Origin of the sequence: Microbacterium sp. A84, from assembly GCF_051842815.1 — a bacterium.
Taxonomy (GTDB): domain Bacteria; phylum Actinomycetota; class Actinomycetes; order Actinomycetales; family Microbacteriaceae; genus Microbacterium.
Window position 1 is genome coordinate 1 of the sequence record NZ_JBPXMS010000008.1, and the last position, 16737, is coordinate 16737.

The following is a 16737-nucleotide window of genomic DNA, read 5'->3' on the forward strand; positions in this document are numbered from 1 at the left end:
CCCCGCGGGCACGTCGGCAAGATCGATCGCGCGGCCCTGCGGGCCCGTGCGTCAGAACTACAAGCCGAGTCCTGACGCAGTGAATCGCCCGGGGTTTAGTGGAGGGCGAGTTCTCCCGGGGCGTTCCTTCGCTTCGCCGGACGACTTCAACCAGCAACTGAACGCCTGGCTGCCGATCGCGAACGCGCACATGTCCAGGTCGCGGCGGGGACGACCCAGTGATCTGGTCGGCATCGATCGGGCGGCGATGCGCGGGTTGCCGGCGGTCGCGCCGGGGGTGATGTTCCGCACCAGCATTCGGTTGCCGCGGGATTACTACGTTCGCGCGTTCAGCAACGACTATTCAGTGGACCCGGCCTTGATCGGCCGCATCGTGGAGGTCAGCGCAAGCCTTGACGCCGTCGCCGTTCATCACGACGGGGTTCTCATCGGCAGCCACGCCCGCAGATGGGCCAGGCAATTGACCGTCACCGGTCCGGTCCGCGTTGCCCGCGCGGCCGAGCTGCGCGCCTAATTCCAGGCCCAACGAACCCGCCGCCCCGGGCCACCAGCCGACGTCGCCGAGCCCGCGTCGCTGGCACACCACGATGAGCTGTTCGCCGTCAATGCAGACATCGCCGCGACCGAGCTGGCGGTCGCGTGATGATCGGTTCGGAGGCGGCATCGCAGATCGAGTATTACGCCCGCGCCCCGCGCGCACCACGGATCAGTCGCCGTGGGTTAGCTCATATCCGAAGAAACTCTACCAACTCACGTGTAGACCGCTCATTTCACCCGGGACCCGGTCGAATATCGTGTCGACCCCGGCGTCCTTGGGCTCTTCCAACGTGTCGACATCGTGGGAAAGGATCTGGTCGGCACTCAGCGCCCCGGTGGACCAGTCGGCCTGCCAGCGTGTATCACCCCCGACCATGTGCTCGCGGGGAAGCACCAGGCCGAGCCGATCGGAACGGACCGCGCCCGTGACGGTGTGCTCCCACCCACGTTGCCTCGTCCGCCGACGGATGACGACTCTCACGGCATCGCTCAAGCACCGCGGGTGAGCCTCAGCGCGCTGGCCGATGGCACGCCAGCATCCGACGTGGAGCAGGGCAGAGACGACTTACGAGAGGCCCCCAGGTCTCCGCCCACGACGAACGGTCGACACCAGGAAGTCTGCGGTCGAGCTAAACTGGGGTCGCCGCTTCTCCCTGAATGCCTCGACGCCTTCCTTCCCGTCGTTCTGGCTCGCATGGAAGATCGCCATCGACTCGACCAGATGTGCCTCGAACGGCGACGTGTTATAGAGGTGCCGGTAGATCATGCTGCGTGTCATCGCCGTCGCAGCTGCCGATCGGCCATCGACGAATCGGTGCGCGAGCTGGTGAGCTGCATCGATCAGCTCACCTGGGGCATGGACCGACCGCGCCAGCCCGATAGAGAGCGCACGCTCGGGATCGATGACATCACCCGTGTAAACGAGATCAAGTGCTTGCGGCACTCCCACGATACGGGGAAGGAACCATGACGCACACGATTCGGGAACGATTCCGATCTTACCAAACACGAAGCCGAAGCGGCCGTCGGTCGAGACAAGCCGCGCGTCCATGGGCAAGGTTATAGTCGCGCCTACGCCGATCGCTGGGCCGTTGATGGCGGCGATCACCGGCTTGGGGCACCGGAGGATGGCTAGTGCAACTAGTCCTCCGAGATCCCGCACACCGCGCCGGTATTCGCTCGCCTCAGGGCGTGCGCGAAGGTCGTCAAGGTTCGGCTCAGCCGACTCGTCGAGACCGAACGCATTGCCGGTCCCGCTGAGATCCATCCCGGCACAGAAGGCGCGTCCCGAACCCGTGACCACAACTGCACGCACCGCTTCGTCCTCCGCGGCCAGGTCGAAGGCGGTCTCGAGCTCCTCCGCCATCTCTGGCGTGAAAGCATTGAGTTCACTAGGGCGGTTGAGGGTCAGCGTGAGGACGCCGGCGTCGTTCTCGGTCGTGACGATCGTCGACATGTCAGGCGACGCCTGCCCCGGCCTCAAACATTCGAGCGGCGATCGCGTCGGCCTCTGCCATGAGCGAGGTCAGAAGATCGCGGCACGACGGAATGTCGTGGATCAACGCCTGCGATTGCCCCGCCCACCACATGCCGTCATCGATGTCCCCTTCAACCAGCACACGTTGCCGGCCTCGTTCCCCCGAGGCGAGTTCCGCCACGTCGGCGAACGTCGCACCGACAGCCGCCCCCAACTCTGCGATCTGCTCGGAGACCGAGTTCCGAGCAACCCGGGCGGTGTTGCCGAACTGCCGGAAGACCAAGATCGTGTCGAGCTCGTCGTTGGCGACGATCTGCTCCTTGACTCGCTGGTGAACCGGAGCCTCGGCGGTCGCCACAAATCGAGTGCCCATCGTGACGGCCTCTGCGCCCAGGGCGAGCGCCGCCACGAGCCCGGCGCCGGTGGCGAATCCACCCGAAGCGATGACCGGAATCGACAACTTCCGTGCTGCGGCCGGCACGAGGATCAGGCTGGGCACGTCGTCCTCGCCGGGGTGACCTGCGCACTCGAAGCCATCGATCGTCACGGCGTCGACCCCAATAGACTCCGCCTTGGCCGCGTGTCGCACACTCACAGCCTTGTGGATGACCTTCACACCGGCACTCTTGAACGCATCCATGTGCGGCGCGGGACTGCGACCTGCTGTCTCGACTACCTTGACTCCGCTGGCGATGATGGCGTCGCGATACTCGTCGTACGGCACCGGCTTGACGCTCGGCAGGATCGTCAGGTTGACGCCGAACGGTTGATCGGTCAGGCTGCGACAGCGCGCCACCTCCCGCACGAGCGCCTCGGGTGACCCTGCGGTGAGCGCGCTGATGAACCCTAGGGCGCCAGCATTGGCAACGGCCCCAATTAGGTCGGCCGTACCGACTCCGGTCATGCCGCCACAAACAATGGGGTGCCGCACACCGAACATCTCAGTGAATCGAGTCTTCAACTACCGCTCCCGACGTCGACGGCTCGGAAAGGCGAGCCTTGATGATTGCAATCATTGCCATGATAGCAGATCGGAAATTCTCGGGATCCACATTTCCTCAACGCCTGATCGTCGCTGTCAAGCGGGCGCCGGCGACTGGGCGACGTGCAGAACGTCCATCCACACGTCGGTCATAGTGGCGACGCTGAGACCGCGATGACATTCCACCCGTTGATCAGCCACGTCGTCAGGTAGGCCGCGGTCATCCGAATGAGCAGCGAGGCACGGCGCTCGGCCTTGTCGGCGGGGAACTTCGCCCACAGCGACTCGTTCGCCCATCAGAGGGTCAATGAACACTTGGTGGTAGTGGACCTGACGCTCGTTGATGGCAACCCGCTGGGCTGTGATGCAGGCGCGATTGCGATGCTGGTGCGACTCCCACGACTCCACCGTTGCAAGGATCCCGCCCGAGACAGTGGCGGGCGTCCAATCCTCAAGGAGCCCGAACGCGCAGTAGTCGTCGCAGTGGTCCTCCCATATCTGCGCCTGATCTCATCGAGAATGCTCTTATAAGACTGACGGAGGTTGTTGACAGTTGGGTCTTCCATTTGACAGGAAGATTCTGTGAACTCAACTATCTCTGCGTCGGCCGAGCGGGAGCTCGAACGTCGGGCGAAACATCAGGTGGCCGTGCTGCGCCACGTCGAGGAAGTCAGCGGCAGCGTCGCGGCGACCTGCCGTTGCTACGGCATCAGCCGACAGGCGTATTACAAATGGCTCAAGCGATACGAGGAACAAGGCGTCGAGGGCCTGAAGGATTGCTCCAGCGCCCCACACCACTCACCAACCGCGACTAACGCCGAAGTGATCGAGAAGATCCTCTAGTTGCGCCAGCAATACCATTTCGGGCCACACAAGATCACCATGTATCTGAAGCGCTACCACGACCTAACCATCAGTCCGACTGGGGTCTGGCGCATCATGAAGAAGCTCGGACTGAACCGGCTGCTGGCGTCTCGGCGCTACAAACGCGAAGAGACTCGGTGAAAACGCTACGAGAAGCAACGGCCAGGTCACGCACTGCAAGTCGATGTGAAGTTCATCGAGCCGCTCGGACTGACTGGCAAGAAGAAGCGCTACTACCAATACACCACGATCGACGACTACACGAGGCTTCGCGTGCTTCGCGCTTATCCGACCCACGACCAGAAGACGGCGATCCGGTTCATCGACCATGTGCTGTCGAAGCTGCCGTTCAAAGTCGAGAAAGTCCTGACCGATAACGGCAAGGAGTTCGGACAGATCTTCCACTGACATCTGCTCGATAAAGGCATTGGTCACGTCTACATCAAGCCCGCCACTCCCCAGGCTCAACGGCAAGGTCGAACGTTCTCCCAGAATCGACTCCGAAGAGTTCTACCGACTCCTCGAGGGCCAAGTCATCGACGACGTCAACTTCTTCAACAACAAGCTTCAAGAATGGGAGGACTATTACAACGACGATCGACCCCACGGAGCCCTCGCCGGCAGCACCCCTTACGAACGCCTTAAACAGAAAACCCAAGACCCACTGTCATAGGACTCCGTCAGTTACACATTGGTAACCCATCGCCACAGATCGGTATGGCTGTCTCATCCGTGCGCTCGCGGGACACGACCGGCCGCGGATGCGACCGGAGAGAGCACGAATCGGCGGGGCCGGCTGGCCGACCGCACGATCACCTCTCACCCGGACCGCCCCGGCCTGGGTGAGAGGCACCTGCCATCATTCCGGGGGGTGTTGTCGACGAACTCGTCCTTGAAGCGCTCGAAGAACTCGGCCAGATCAACGTCACCAAGCCCTGAGTAGGACGTGCGCACGGAATCTGGATCTGTCGCGATCAACTCGAACCCGAGGTCACGAGTACCTGCGTCCAGTTCTCCAGACTCTCATGGTACGAATCGATGAGAGCCTGTGGACTGTCCACCCCGTCAGGAGCCGACTCCGGCATGTTGGCCACCCACTGCTCGCGCCGAGCGTCGATCGTTGCGGCCAGGCTCGTCACATCGTTCACCTTGACAGCACCGTCATCGATCAACTCTCCGAGTTCGGCCATGCCACTCAGATAGCTGTTGCCGCGTGCAACGCGGCCAGCTACGGGGTCGAACAGCTTGGCCAAGGCGAGGGCTTCGGTCATCTTGACCCGCATTTTCGTGGCGCCCGCGGCCGTTAGGCGGCGTGCGAGGCGTTCTGTCACAAGGTCAACACCCGTGCCCATCGGGTCGCCAAGCGGCCGCCGGACCATATGCTCGCGCATGAGCGCGCCGGCTGCACCCGGTCCCGGCGACACCACACGCGGTCGCGTTCGGGACCACCAGGTGCCAACCTCACCGTGGTGGCGGCATCCTGCGGCAGATGACGATTTGTCGCCGGTGTCGAGTGGTGAGCGCGGCACTTCTCTCGATCGCCCAGTTCATCCAAGTGGTTCGTGGAGCCCGCCGGAGTGAGCCGGGCGGCAGATCTGAGAACGCTGCCCCATGAATCACGAAGACCTCCGGGAACGCGTGGGTCGAGGAACCCACATCCACGGAGGTCTTCGCCAGCGCAGCCGTCCACAACGTTCAAGATCAAACGTGCGCTTGTGGACACGCCGTCAAACTATTTGAGCGCGTCGGCCAGGATCTCCCTGTCGACCAACTTGTCGATCGGAAGCGGATCCTTGTAGGTGAGTAGTCCACCGTAGTCAGCGAACATCTTCTGCATTCCGTCGAAGGTTGACTCGTTGAGCGTCAACGCGGGATCGAAGTAGTAGAGTGCACCATCGGTGATGGTGTCTTCGGGGACCTTCAGCCCTTCGGACAACGCGGCGACGACATCAGGGTTCTTGCGATAATCGCCCTGGAGAGGCTCCGTAGCACACTCCATCGCCTTCAAGAAGGCTGCGCCGGACTCGCGGTCTTTCTCCAACAGAGTAGGTCCGAAGATTATCGTGGCGGTCGTCTCATCGCCGTACGCCTCCTTGGAGTCGACGATTGGGACTGCGACGCCTTGGTCGACTGCCATGCTGCTGTAGGGGGCGGCGAGGAACGCGGCATCGATGCCGCCGTTCTCCAGAGCCGTGACGGTGTCGGCAAGCGAGAGAGGAATGAGCTCGACGTCACGTGGAGTCAGTCCACCCTGCTCGAGGGACTTGCCGATGAGGTAGGAGCTGGCGGTGCCCATTGCCCCGATCGCTCCGACGCGCATTCCCTTCAAATCAGCAACTGTTTTGACCTCGCCGGAGTCGACCAGCTTCTTCGCGGCGAAGAACCCACTGGGTGCGGGCGCGTCGCCGGGCGTGTTGATTGTCGCTTGGCCAGATACGGCTTTGATGAGCGAGCCCTGGGCGACCTGGTTGAACATTCCGGCAGTGGGCGAGCCGATGTAGATGTCCAGCTTCTCGTTGGCGAGGAAGGCGATTGCGTCGGCGGGATTGGCCACCGGCGTGAGCTCCACTTCGATGCCCAAGCCGTCATAGCAACCCAGGCGCTCCGCCATGAATGGTTGGGCTGCCGCGCCCAACGAGGCGACGTATCCGGCTTTGAGCGTCTTCGTCCCATCGGTGGATTCGTCGTCCGGATCCGTTCCGCTGCAAGCAGCGGTCGCGCTGATCATGGCGATTGCGGCGACTGCTCCGAGTACGCGAACAAGCGTGGTGGATTGTTTTTTCACGGTACCTTCTCCTTTTGGTGACGTGGCACAGACCGGCGGTCCGTCAGGTGGTCAAAGTCGATTCAACTGCCGCGCCTCCACGGCATGGCGATTCGCTCTAGGCCACGAACCAGCGCGCTGGCGGTGACGCCGAGGATCGAGATGGAGATAATCCCCACGTACATGTACTCGGGGATCCCGAGGTTCCAGGAGTTCCAAACGAGGAAACCGAGTCCGGTGTCTGCGGCGACGAACTCGGCACCGACGATCACGATGACAGCGAGGCCTGACGCGAGCCGCATACCGGTGAGGATCTGGGGCAGTGCGGCCGGAAGGATGATGTGGCGCAGTGTCGCCAGATGCCCGGTTCCACACGATTCCCCCACATCAAGGTAACTCTTCGGCACGCTGCTGACGGAGTCGATCGTGTTGATCAGCACGATGAAGAAGCAGGTCAGGGCGACCAGTAGGACCTTGCTCGTCTCGCCGAGCCCGAAGATCAACAACAGGAGTGGAAGGATCGCCAACTTCGGCACGGTGTAGAGCGCTGCGATGGTCGGTTCGAGGGCCGCGCGCAGTGTTTTCGTCGATCCGATGATGAGTCCCAGAATGACAGCGGAGGTCGTGCCGATGAGATAGCCCAGCACGATGCGCCGGGTGCTCGCGACCAGCGAATCCCAGAACACTCCGTTCTGGATCATGTCCCACCAGGACGCAGCGATCTTGGTCGGAGCAGGGAAGAAGTTGTCGTCTAGCCAGCCCACCTCCCCCGCCAGTTGCCACAGCGCCAAGGCGGCCAAAGGAACCGCGATGGCTGCGGAACGCTCGATGCGCCGCTGCCTCCGCCGGTGGGCGTGCGGATTCAGTTCTGCCTCTGTCGGCTCGACCGAGATCCACTCGGTCGAGGTTTCCGATGCCATGGTGGTCATGCCTCGCCTCCTTCTTGAATTTCACGTCGAAGGATGTGCCAGATCTCTTCGCGGAGCACCGCGAACTCGGGGGCGGCGCGAATCTTGTCCGGATCCCTCGGCCGTTCGAACGGCACATCGAAGACAGTGCCGATCTCTCCGGGGCGTTTGGTCATCACTGCGATCCGATCGCTGAGCAGGAGGGCCTCATCGATCGAGTGGGTCACGAACACGACGGTGTTCTGGTTGTCCTGCCACAGCTGGAGCAACTTCTCCTGAAGCAGGAGCCGCAACTGTGCGTCGAGGGCAGCCAGCGGCTCGTCCATCAACAAGATTTCCGGCTGCACGGCAAGAGCGCGAGCGATGGCGACCCGCTGCTTCATCCCCCCGGACACCTTGTCGGGGTAGGCGTTCTCGAATCCGCCGAGATCGAGCATCTCGAGCCAGTGGTCGGCTTGCGCGCGTGCTTCCCTGCGCCGTACCCCCGCCTGGACGAGCGGGAACATCACATTGTCGCGAACCGTCTTCCACGGAAAGACGGAATAGTCTTGGAACACCACGGCAGAAAGTTGCCGGGCAGGGTCGTCGTGCCGGATTTTGATCGTTCCGCTCGAGGGCCGTTCCAGCTGGGCAATCGTTCGTAGCAGCGTGGTTTTTCCGCAGCCTGACGGCCCGAGGAGACAGAGGAACTCGCCATCTCGCACGTCAAGGTTGATGCGAGATAGGGCTTCGACGTCCCCATTCTTGCCAGAGAAAACCTTGCCGACGTCGCGAATCGCAATCTTCGTCGATGAAAGTGCCGCCTCGAGCGCGGGGTCGGCGGCGCGCAATTCGACCTCTTCGCTATTCAGAATCATTCGCTCTCCGATAGTGATGGCTGTGAGATAGTTTACTTTCCTATTATTGCAAAGATAGCATAATAGGTCATCGGAAGTACACGCCGGGTTTAGTAGTGCTTCAAGAACGGACCACCGAATGCGTACAGGCCTGTCTCTTGCGTCAGTGACCCCCTTGCAGATGCACCCGCGAGGCCTGGTCGGAGGCGTTCTGGAAAACGTTCGGGCTGCGGAGGACGCTGGGCTCGACGCGGTGTTCGTGCCGGACCACCTCATGCAGAACGCCATCGGCGGTGGATCTGATTCGCCGATGTTCGAGGCGTATACGCTGCTCGGTGCGCTGGCGATGGCGACAACGCGCGTTCATCTGGGCGCCTTCGTGACACCGGTGACGATTCGACCGCCGGCGGTGCTGGCGAAAATGGTCACCACTCTCGACGTGTTGTCAGGCGGGCGCGCCATCTTGGGTCTCGGCGCCGGGTGGGATGAGGCCGAGCACCGATCGTTCGGGCTCGATTTCCCCACGATCGCATCGCGAATGGATGCGCTGTCGGACACCCTCGAGATCTGCGGCGCGATGATGCCCGGCCCGCCAGTGAGCGTCTCGGGACGCGTGCACCAGATCCACGAGGCTCGCAACGTGCCCTCCGCGATTGGAGGACGTGTGCTGGTCATGGTCGGCGGCGCGGGCGAGCGGCGTTTACTCCCATTGGCCGTCGAGCACGCCGACATCTGGAACTTAGGCATCCGTGATCTGGACGTCTCGCGGGCCAAGGTTGCGGTCGTGAACCGACTCTGTGACGAGATGGGCAGAGAGCGTTCGACCCTGGTACGCACCGCATGCATCGCGATGCCGTGGGGCCGCGACGAGTTGCGCCGGAAGCTCGATGAGTTCGACGAGATCGGGATGGACGGTGTCGTCATAGCGGACGCCGTGGCCGACCCGCGACTCGTAGAGGAGTGTGGCCGAACCCTTGTCGAGCACTATTCAGGCCGCCCCGATCAATGACCCGCAGCGAATTTTAGGAGCCGCCGCACTTCGTCTCTGGCATCGGTTTCGTGACTGATCCCGCTACGGTCGCGGCAGTGTGCCTGAGCGATGGACCCGCTCGGGGACGGTGCCGGACCCTTGGTCTTCGTCTGCCGGATTCGTGAGCGACCACGTGATTTACGTGGCCGATGGCCCCTAGGCCTGAGCGCCAGGCCGCTCAGGCATCGGCGGTGTGGTCGAGCGTCTCGCGGTCTACTGGGGAACGCCGATTGCCTCATTGACCACCCGGCGCGCTGCCGGCCGCCTTGGCTGCGTCCTCCAGTGATCGGCCACGCTGAGCGTCCGAGAACAACTCGACGCTGACTGGCACGGAGACACCCATGTCATGCAGAGTCGACACGAAACCGACGACGTCGGCGTCGCCCTCGCCTGGTGGCAGGCGGTGGTGCAGCGCATCGTGCGGCAGGTCCCCTATAGGAGCCGCCCGGGCATCGCTCAACTGGATCCCCACGATCATCTCCGGCGGGACGAGACGCAGGTCGCTCCACGGCGTGTGTCGGCGGTAGAGATGCCACACGTCGACGTAGAGCCCGGCATTGCGAACGCCAGCATCGGTGATCAGTGAGCGCGCACTCTCGGTCCCGTCGATGTCTGACCAGGCGCACGGTTCGACTCCAACGGTGATCCCGTGCTCGGATGCCCGTGTGCACAGTGCTGCGAACTGTTCAACGAGTTGAGCCCTGGGAACCGCGCTCTCGGGGTTCAGTGTTCCGGTGAGGAATAAGACCCGGGCCCCGAGGCCTTCGGCCGCCTGGAACATGGTCCGGTCGTCCCGGCGGGCGACGTCTCCCAGTTTCCCGTCAGCGAACCAGTTGAGCAGGAACTCGACCTCGACGTGGCGCATCCCGTTGTGCGCCAATATCGCTCGGAGGTCGGCGTCGGATGCTCCGGCACCTCGCATGGCGGCATAGTCACGGAAGTGGATGCCCATTCCGGCGAAGCCTGCGTCCGCGCATGCCTTGGCCCGGTCGGCAAGGGGTCGCCGGCTCTGTTCGGGGGTTCGAGGCGGGGTTCCAGCGACCGTGTAATAAGAGCAGATGAGTTCGTTCATGGTCATGGGGTGGTCGCCTCATCAATGGAGAGCCGCCTGCCGGCCCGCAGCGTCCCTGAACGCTGCGACCTTCTGGCGAAGTCGTTCCACACCCTCGGACGTGATGCTGGGTGTACTCGCATCGGCGAACGCCACCGATGGCTGCCATCTACAACACCGAATCAGCCCGCCGGAACGTCCTCCCGGCCTGGCTCCACGAATACAATCACCACAGCCCCACACCGCGATCGGAGCCAAACCGCCCATCAGCCGGTTAATCAACGTCCCTGGGCAGTACAGCTAGCCGCGCAATACCGCGTGGCCGTCGTTCCTGGCACGTCGTCGAGCCCCGCCCGCAGGGCCACGACCCGGCGAAGCTGCGACCCTGCCCCCCCCCCCCCCCCGCCCGGTTGGCCACATCGGAGAATCAGGTCCTCGACGTCGTGGGGGTCGAGCTCGGGGACGTGGGCCAAGGCGCGCAGACGAGACCTATGTCTTGAGGTCGTGAGGTCGTCTGGTCGGACGTCCCTCAGTGACCACTTGCGGGCGCGACCGATGGGCGAGCGGGTGGCGGCCACGATGACGGCATCAGGCAGGAACGCTCCTTCGAAGTGGTGGTCATGTCGAGATGCCGCGCAGCGGCGCGACAGCGTTCCGGTCGAACTCGGCGCGGATGGTCTCGATCAGCTCGAGGGGACGATCGAGCGGGACGTGGTGTCCGCAGTCGGTGAGGATCTCGGTGCGGGCCAACGGACCGAGCAGCCCCTGCATCATCGACTGCCGCTCGTCGTCGAGCAGGCCGTCGTCGGCCCGCAGGAGCAGTGTGGGACACGTCGCCGTGGTGAGCTCGGCTACCAACGACCTCGCCTGCGCCCGGACCAGAGGGTCGAACTTCCAGACCCACCCACCTGCGGTCTCCCGGATCGAGTGCTTCGCTACGTGGGCCAGCACGTGGTCCGCGGCTCGCGTCGTGGGGGGCAGAGTCCGGAATCGCGCGAAAGCCTCCTGGACCGTCCTGTATGGACGATGTCGCTGGTCGTCCGGCAGGTCGCGCCCGACGACGCGTTCATCGCCGTCCTGTCGCACGCGGGAGTCGATGGTGATGGCGTGCTGCACCCGAGAACCCGAGGACTGGGCGGCCATCAGAGCGACGACCCCGCCCATGCTGTGGCCGATCAACGTCGACGGGCGATCCGGGCTCAGGGCGTCGACGAGCTGGGCGAGCTCCTGCGCCCAGCTCTCGTAGGAATAGGCTTCCTGCCACGGGGCGTCGCCGTGACCTGCCATGTCGTACGTAATGACGCGGCGCCCGTCGGCCAGCCCAGGAGCGATGTGGTCCCACCAGCGCTGGTGTGCGGTGCCTCCATGCACCAGCACGACGAGCGGGCCGTCCGTCGGTCCCCATGCCCTGCAGGCGATTACGCGGTGCGGTAGCGCTACCTCGATGTCGACCGGAGTGTGGGACAGTGCCTCCTCGAACCAGCGGGGGCTCGCGTACGACTCGTGGATGGCTGCAATCATGCTTGCAATGATAGCTATCTTGAGTGGGTGGTGACAACGAGCGTCCTCTCCAGCCTGACGAGGACGTCTAGGCCGCCGGGACCGCGCTGGGCGCGAGCGAGTGGACGACAGTCGCCAAGGGCAGAATTCAGGCTTCGCTGACGTGACCAATGACCAGCAGTGGATCCACACCCGGGTCCGGATCGAGCGGCATCGGGTCCGTACGGCACGACGATCGCTCATGGACGCCTGACGCTCTCGCTGATCAACGGACTCGTCCAGGACCTCGGGCGGTGCGACTTCCCTGCGTCCGCGTGAACTACGGGCTCGAGCAGGTGCACTTCTGGCCCCTGTCCCTGCCGGCGTGCATGTCCTGCGTCGCGTCAACCGTTACCCTGCTTGCGCCCTCCTGACCGGGCCGAGCGCGGCCTATGCCCTCAGGCCACGCCGTCCGCGTGCATGCTGGCGATGGTCTCCGGGTCGAGCCGGAGTTCACCCAGGATTGTGTCGGTGTGCTGACCGAGCGCAGGGACAGGATCGGTCGGTGCCTCCCAGTCGTTGCTGACCGATCAAGGCTTCTCCGCCGACAGGTGAGGGCGGAGCGCGACGGGCTGACCCCACCGGGAGCGGGTGGCGCGCTCAGGGTCGCACTACAGCGGATTGTCGTCGCCGCACGACCGCGCCACCAGAGGGAAGGCGTAGGCGCCCGGGCTGAGGTAGTAGGGCGGACGCATGGGGTGCCGGTGTGCGGCCGACCCGAGCGCGCTAGTTCCGCGATGCCCGCGTCGGTAAGGCGAGGGGTGGTCCTGTCGGCGCTGGTCGACATGGAGCCCAAGATCGCGAATGCCTGCACCCGCTATGATTGTTCTAATAAGAATGATGAATGGGTAGGTGAGGACCATGGACACCGCAGTGTTCGACAAGATCCTGGGTCATGGCTGCCTGCAAGTCCTCCCCCGTATCCACGTCGTAACGGGCAGAGCCCGACGCGTACGTGGCCAAATGGTCACGACGCGACTGCACGGCGATCAGAGGCGATCCGCTGGACGACCAGTCGGGTACGAATGCCGCCCTTTCGTCAGCGAGCGCTCCAAGGTGAGGCTGACGCTGGCGGCCGACATCGCCGGGAGATCCGCGGGCACCACGTCGCTCACCACCTTCTCGCGGCTGACGGCATGACGATTGATCGGGTGACGTTAACGAGATACGACGACACCTACCACTGGGACAGGGAGGCGCAGCGGCTCATCACCGAGCATCGGGCCATCGTGAGTTGGACTCAGTCGGTCCACGGTGAGTGGGAAGAAGGCGGGACGGCATGAGCGAAGGCGAAGTGGCCGACGCCGAGCTTCACCTGAGATGGCCTGTCGAGGGTAATCCTCCGGTCGGGGACATGCCGTGGACCTGGATGGCCCACTCCTCAGTGTGCAACGCAGAGAACTTCTTGTACGGCGGCTGGATGCTGGGCGCCTTAACTCGCGCTGCCGAGGCCGCGACAAGCGGCACACTTCGGGAGCTGACAGTTGGCTATCCCGACGCTGTGGCGCTTGGCGAGTCGCTCAAGCTGACCGCAGAACCGATCCTGGGCCGAGGTCGATTTCGGCACGTCCGCATCAGCGCGATCGGTGTCCGTGGCATGGCAGCCGTAGCCCAGGCAGTCACTGGTCCGCCGCTCGAACCCGGCCGGCGCGATCCGGCTCGGGTCGCGGGGAAACCGGAAGACTGGCCAGAGAAAGCTTTCGGATCGAGTGTGGGGTTCGGGACGTCGAGGCTTGTCCGATCGCGTCCCGTGCGGCTGGAGAATGGCGCCGACCCGTCGATAGTCCTGCAGTGGATGCGAGTCGCGGTGCCCGTGGATCCAGTGATTGCCGTTGCAGTGGTGAGCGACGCGGTCCCGTCTGCGGTTCGTCGGGTCATGCCACAGTTCCCGTTCGTCCCGACCATGACCGCGCATCTGGTGATGCACGCGGCGTCGTCATCAGACTGGATGCTCGTGGAGACCAAGGTTGGTCCTGTCGACTCGACAACGGCATCGGGCCGCGTGCGCCTCTGGTCGACCGAAGGTGTGCTTCTCGCGACAGCGAACCAGACTTGCCGCCTGCTGGCGCGGCCACCCGGGACGCCGCGCCAGGTCGATGAAATGGAGGTCGCATCGTGAAGTTGGGGGCTTATGTTCGACTTGCGTGTCCCCGGAGGCGACCGTGGTCGTGGTCTCGGCACCACGGGTTCATCCTTGAGGCATGCGAGGAAGTAGAACGGTTGGGTGCTGACTCGGTGTGGCTCACGGAGCACCACGGATTCGACGACGTGTACCTGCCCCAACCGCTGGTGTACACGGCCGCCGTCGCCGCACGGACGTCGCGCGTGCGCATCGGCACGGCCGCCGTGTCGGCGCTCTTCCGGCATCCGCGCCACCTCACGGAGGAAGCCGCCGTTGTGGATGCGATCAGCGGTGGCCGTCTGGACCTCGGGATCGGAGCCAGCAACCGCCCTGCCGAAGACCAGATGTTCGGCAGCAGCGCTGAGGCGAAGGTCCGGCGAACGGTCGACGTGGCCGAACAGATTCGGGCACTCGTCGGTGAGGAGAGCCTGACGCCGGCTCGGGTTCGCGACGGCGTCCGCTTGGGGGGAGGATCCTGCTCGAGGCTCCTTCCACTTCGAGATCGACGGTCCAACCCATGCCAAGTCGATGGGCACTCTCGTCACGGCCTGCGGTCGCGGCACCTCGTCCTGGAATGCCCGCGTCGGTCAAGGAGGAGCTCGGCGGTGTCGCGGTGGGGACGGCTGGTTCGGCTCATCGCGAGCGACCCCGCCACAACTCAAGGGTCGAGAGGAACAGCCGTCACTGGAGATAGCGGGGGAAGTTCTTCGCGGCGCGTGTTGCGAATCGCTGTAGAGCAGCGGTTGGTAGCTGATTCACGGGCTTCTAGGACCGAACCCAATGCTGTCAGCGTTCGTTGAAAAGTAGGCCGGATACGCTTCTTGAAAAGTAGCCCACCCAGACACGATTGTTTGGGTGATCACTTTGCAGGATTGGGCTGAGATCAGGCATCTTCATGGTGCGGAAGGCATCTCGATTCGGGCGATAGCGGCCCGGCTCGGGCTGCCGCGAGACACGGTCGCGAGAGAAGTCCAGTCGGATGGTCCGCCCCGGTATGCGAGCAGACCGGCGGTGGAGTCGGTGTTCGATGGTTACGAGTGGCCGGTCCGGGCGCTGCTCCACCAGTTCCCGGCGATGCCCGTGACGGTGATCGCGGAACGGGTGGGCCGGCAGGGCCCTGCGTCGTGGTTTCGGAAGAAGATCGCGGTGCTCCGGGCCGAGTATGCGCCCGCCGACCCGGCCGACCGGATCGTGTATTGCGCCGGGGATCAGGCGCAGTGTGATTTGCGGTTCCCGCCGGCGCAGATCCCGATCGGTTCCGTCCGGCGAAACACACCACCGGTGCTGGTGATCGTTGCGTCGTTCTCGAAGTTCATCGCCGGCGCGATGATCCCGACGCGCACGACTGCTGATCTGCTGTCGGGGATGTGGTTACTGTACGGGGGCGGATTCAATCGGTCGTCGCAACACCGGCTTGTTGGAGCAAGCGTAGCTGCTCGTCGGACACCTCAGCGGGGGTCCGCCAGCCGAGTCTCTTGCGGGGCCGGTTGTTGACCGTGGCGGCGACGGCGTCGAGGTCCTCCGCGCTCTATCGGGAGAGGTCGGTGCCTTTCGGGAAGTACTGCCGCAGCGGCGTGTTCCGCGTGCTCGCGGAGAAGTCACGCTTGACGCGGTCGTCGTGCGCGGGCGGGCCGGCCTTACGGCTCTTGCCCTTCTTCTTCGCGAACACGCTCCACAATCGTTCCTGCGAGCACACCCGCCACACCCGTCGCTCACTGACGGTGAAGCCCCTGAGAGCGAGCTCGTCGCTGATCAGCCGGTAGCCGAATGTCGGGTCGTCGACGTGCGCGTCGAACGCCGCGTTGATCAGGTGTGCTTCGTCCCAGTCCCGGCCCGAGACGGGACTTCCCGCCCATTTGTAGTTGCTCTGCTTCGAGAAGCCGAGCACCCGGCAGGCCACCACGACGGGCACCCGGAACGGGGCACCTTTCGCGGCAAGGTCACGGACCAGCGGGGGTACATCATTTTGGAGTTGTGCTTGCGAGAGATACGCCACCGCGCGCCGCATCACCTCGGCCTCCTGCTCGAGCAGGCGGATCCGTTTGAGTGCCTCCCGCAACGCCGCCGCATCATCCGCATCATCCGCTTTACCGCCAGGCGTCGCGGCGACAAGACCACGCTCCTGAAGCTCGGCCTTCTGCAGCCAGGTCGCCAACGCTGACTTGGAGACTCCGAAGCCCTTCGCGATCTGCCGCTGTGTGACGCCGTCCTGCTGGGCAGCGCGATCACGTCACGCTTGAACTCATCCGTGTACTTCTTGGGCATGATTCCCATCCTCCCGCACCACAACGTGATGCAGTTTTGGAATCACCCAAACCTTCAGCAGTCCCGCCTGCGGTTGCCGCGCAACTACTACCTCCGGCTGGACTCCAACGACTCCCGCCGCTGATTGCGCGTTCGGCATTATGATTATTCCGCCTTCGGCGATTGGCAGTCCCATAACGCGGCAATTGGCGCCCCCATACCGGATGCCGACGGGTTCGGCCAGCACGTAACGGTTGCTTCCGCGAACGGTCCCGTCCGCTGCCGAATGTGGGGTGAGAACAACAACGACGTCGTTCTGCTCGTTCACGGCGCGACGGCGAACCAGCACTGGTGGGACCACATTGCCCCGGAACTGGCAATGC

Annotated in this window: 16 protein-coding genes and 5 pseudogenes; 10 read left to right on the forward strand and 11 right to left on the reverse strand. The window is 64.0% G+C overall.

All coding sequences use genetic code 11. The features are described 5' to 3' along the window. On the forward strand, positions 1–514 hold a 514-nt coding region (locus tag ACSU04_RS18245), incomplete at its 5' end, for a Mu transposase domain-containing protein (RefSeq protein WP_439290546.1). A 588-nt stretch (positions 515–1102) separates the two neighbouring features. Here the strand turns inward: ACSU04_RS18245 and ACSU04_RS18250 are convergent. Together ACSU04_RS18250 and ACSU04_RS18255 are read right to left on the reverse strand one after the other, a co-directional pair. Beyond that, the gene (locus ACSU04_RS18250) at positions 1103–1993 is read right to left on the reverse strand and encodes an enoyl-CoA hydratase-related protein (protein ID WP_439290547.1); all 891 of its coding nucleotides are present in this window, start codon (positions 1991–1993) and stop codon (positions 1103–1105) included. A gap of 1 nt (position 1994) precedes the next feature. Continuing rightward, complete coding sequence (locus ACSU04_RS18255; protein WP_439290548.1) at positions 1995–2975, reverse strand: NAD(P)H-dependent flavin oxidoreductase; 981 nt, start codon at positions 2973–2975, stop codon at positions 1995–1997. Positions 2976–3578: 603 nt separating this feature from the next. Here ACSU04_RS18255 and ACSU04_RS18260 point away from each other — a divergent pair. From ACSU04_RS18260 to ACSU04_RS18270, 3 genes and pseudogenes are all read left to right on the forward strand, one after another. Then, complete coding sequence (locus ACSU04_RS18260; protein WP_439290549.1) at positions 3579–3839, forward strand: helix-turn-helix domain-containing protein; 261 nt, start codon at positions 3579–3581, stop codon at positions 3837–3839. A gap of 189 nt (positions 3840–4028) precedes the next feature. Next, positions 4029–4268 (forward strand): annotated as a pseudogene (locus ACSU04_RS18265) (DDE-type integrase/transposase/recombinase); the annotation flags it as partial. A gap of 19 nt (positions 4269–4287) precedes the next feature. After that, positions 4288–4533, forward strand: coding sequence for an integrase core domain-containing protein (locus ACSU04_RS18270; protein ID WP_439290550.1), 246 nt, complete (start codon positions 4288–4290; stop codon positions 4531–4533). 301 nt (positions 4534–4834) lie between these two features. Here ACSU04_RS18270 and ACSU04_RS18275 read toward each other — a convergent pair whose 3' ends face one another. The 4 genes from ACSU04_RS18275 to ACSU04_RS18290 all read right to left on the reverse strand — a co-directional run bounded on the left by ACSU04_RS18275 (position 4835) and on the right by ACSU04_RS18290 (position 8362). Further along, positions 4835–5131 carry a hypothetical protein gene (locus ACSU04_RS18275; protein WP_439290551.1) on the reverse strand — a complete coding sequence of 99 codons (297 nt, stop codon included), beginning with the start codon at positions 5129–5131 and terminating at the stop codon, positions 4835–4837. 461 nt (positions 5132–5592) lie between these two features. Next, a complete protein-coding gene (locus tag ACSU04_RS18280) occupies positions 5593–6645 on the reverse strand; it encodes an ABC transporter substrate-binding protein (RefSeq protein WP_439290552.1) in 1053 nt (350 codons plus the stop codon). A gap of 62 nt (positions 6646–6707) precedes the next feature. Then, positions 6708–7553: an ABC transporter permease gene (locus tag ACSU04_RS18285; protein ID WP_439290553.1), complete on the reverse strand. Its 846-nt coding sequence runs from the start codon at positions 7551–7553 to the stop codon at positions 6708–6710. After that, positions 7550–8362 (reverse strand): ABC transporter ATP-binding protein, encoded by an 813-nt coding sequence (locus tag ACSU04_RS18290; RefSeq protein WP_439290554.1) that lies wholly within the window; start codon positions 8360–8362, stop codon positions 7550–7552. Before ACSU04_RS18290 ends, ACSU04_RS18285 begins: the two co-directional genes overlap by 4 nt. Positions 8363–8534: 172 nt before the next feature. On the opposite strand from ACSU04_RS18290, the gene ACSU04_RS18295 reads away from it, so the two are divergent. After that, a complete protein-coding gene (locus tag ACSU04_RS18295) occupies positions 8535–9377 on the forward strand; it encodes an LLM class flavin-dependent oxidoreductase (protein WP_439290555.1) in 843 nt (280 codons plus the stop codon). Between the two features lie 256 nt (positions 9378–9633). Here ACSU04_RS18295 and ACSU04_RS18300 read toward each other — a convergent pair whose 3' ends face one another. Continuing rightward, the gene (locus ACSU04_RS18300; protein WP_439290556.1) at positions 9634–10476 is read right to left on the reverse strand and encodes a sugar phosphate isomerase/epimerase family protein; all 843 of its coding nucleotides are present in this window, start codon (positions 10474–10476) and stop codon (positions 9634–9636) included. Positions 10477–10610: 134 nt separating this feature from the next. On the opposite strand from ACSU04_RS18300, the pseudogene ACSU04_RS18305 reads away from it, so the two are divergent. After that, a pseudogene (locus ACSU04_RS18305) lies at positions 10611–10753 on the forward strand (IS481 family transposase); the annotation flags it as partial. Here the strand turns inward: ACSU04_RS18305 and ACSU04_RS18310 are convergent. Together ACSU04_RS18310 and ACSU04_RS18315 are read right to left on the reverse strand one after the other, a co-directional pair. Continuing rightward, on the reverse strand, positions 10728–11027 hold the full coding sequence (locus ACSU04_RS18310; RefSeq protein ID WP_439290557.1) for a hypothetical protein: 300 nt from the start codon (positions 11025–11027) through the stop codon (positions 10728–10730). The pseudogene ACSU04_RS18305 and the gene ACSU04_RS18310 sit on opposite strands and share 26 nt — an antisense overlap. A gap of 40 nt (positions 11028–11067) precedes the next feature. Next, positions 11068–11970, reverse strand: coding sequence for an alpha/beta fold hydrolase (locus ACSU04_RS18315; RefSeq protein ID WP_439290558.1), 903 nt, complete (start codon positions 11968–11970; stop codon positions 11068–11070). Positions 11971–13139: 1169 nt separating this feature from the next. On the opposite strand from ACSU04_RS18315, the gene ACSU04_RS18320 reads away from it, so the two are divergent. The 4 genes and pseudogenes from ACSU04_RS18320 to ACSU04_RS18335 form a co-directional block, all read left to right on the forward strand. After that, positions 13140–13271, forward strand: coding sequence for a hypothetical protein (locus ACSU04_RS18320; protein ID WP_439290559.1), 132 nt, complete (start codon positions 13140–13142; stop codon positions 13269–13271). Beyond that, positions 13268–14107, forward strand: a complete 840-nt coding sequence (locus ACSU04_RS18325; RefSeq protein ID WP_439290560.1) for a hypothetical protein — start codon at positions 13268–13270, stop codon at positions 14105–14107. Before ACSU04_RS18320 ends, ACSU04_RS18325 begins: the two co-directional genes overlap by 4 nt. Beyond that, positions 14104–14910, forward strand: coding sequence for an LLM class flavin-dependent oxidoreductase (locus ACSU04_RS18330; RefSeq protein WP_439290561.1), 807 nt, complete (start codon positions 14104–14106; stop codon positions 14908–14910). Before ACSU04_RS18325 ends, ACSU04_RS18330 begins: the two co-directional genes overlap by 4 nt. 55 nt (positions 14911–14965) lie before the next feature. Next, a pseudogene (locus tag ACSU04_RS18335) lies at positions 14966–15070 on the forward strand (hypothetical protein); the annotation flags it as partial. 430 nt (positions 15071–15500) lie between these two features. Here the strand turns inward: ACSU04_RS18335 and ACSU04_RS18340 are convergent. Beyond that, a pseudogene (locus ACSU04_RS18340) lies at positions 15501–15689 on the reverse strand (IS30 family transposase); the annotation flags it as partial. A gap of 84 nt (positions 15690–15773) precedes the next feature. Beyond that, positions 15774–16118: pseudogene (locus tag ACSU04_RS18345) on the reverse strand (IS3 family transposase); the annotation flags it as partial. Positions 16119–16737 lie beyond the last annotated feature (619 nt).

Excerpts from the sequence above, each read along its gene's own strand:
- ACSU04_RS18250 (WP_439290547.1), bottom strand. The coding sequence starts at position 1,993 with ATGTCGACGATCGTCACGACCGAGAACGACGCCGGCGTCCTCACGCTG.
- ACSU04_RS18275 (WP_439290551.1), bottom strand. The coding sequence starts at position 5,131 with ATGACCGAAGCCCTCGCCTTGGCCAAGCTGTTCGACCCCGTAGCTGGC.
- ACSU04_RS18285 (WP_439290553.1), bottom strand. The coding sequence starts at position 7,553 with ATGACCACCATGGCATCGGAAACCTCGACCGAGTGGATCTCGGTCGAG.
- ACSU04_RS18300 (WP_439290556.1), bottom strand. The coding sequence starts at position 10,476 with ATGACCATGAACGAACTCATCTGCTCTTATTACACGGTCGCTGGAACC.
- ACSU04_RS18315 (WP_439290558.1), bottom strand. The coding sequence starts at position 11,970 with ATGATTGCAGCCATCCACGAGTCGTACGCGAGCCCCCGCTGGTTCGAG.
- ACSU04_RS18325 (WP_439290560.1), top strand. The coding sequence starts at position 13,268 with ATGAGCGAAGGCGAAGTGGCCGACGCCGAGCTTCACCTGAGATGGCCT.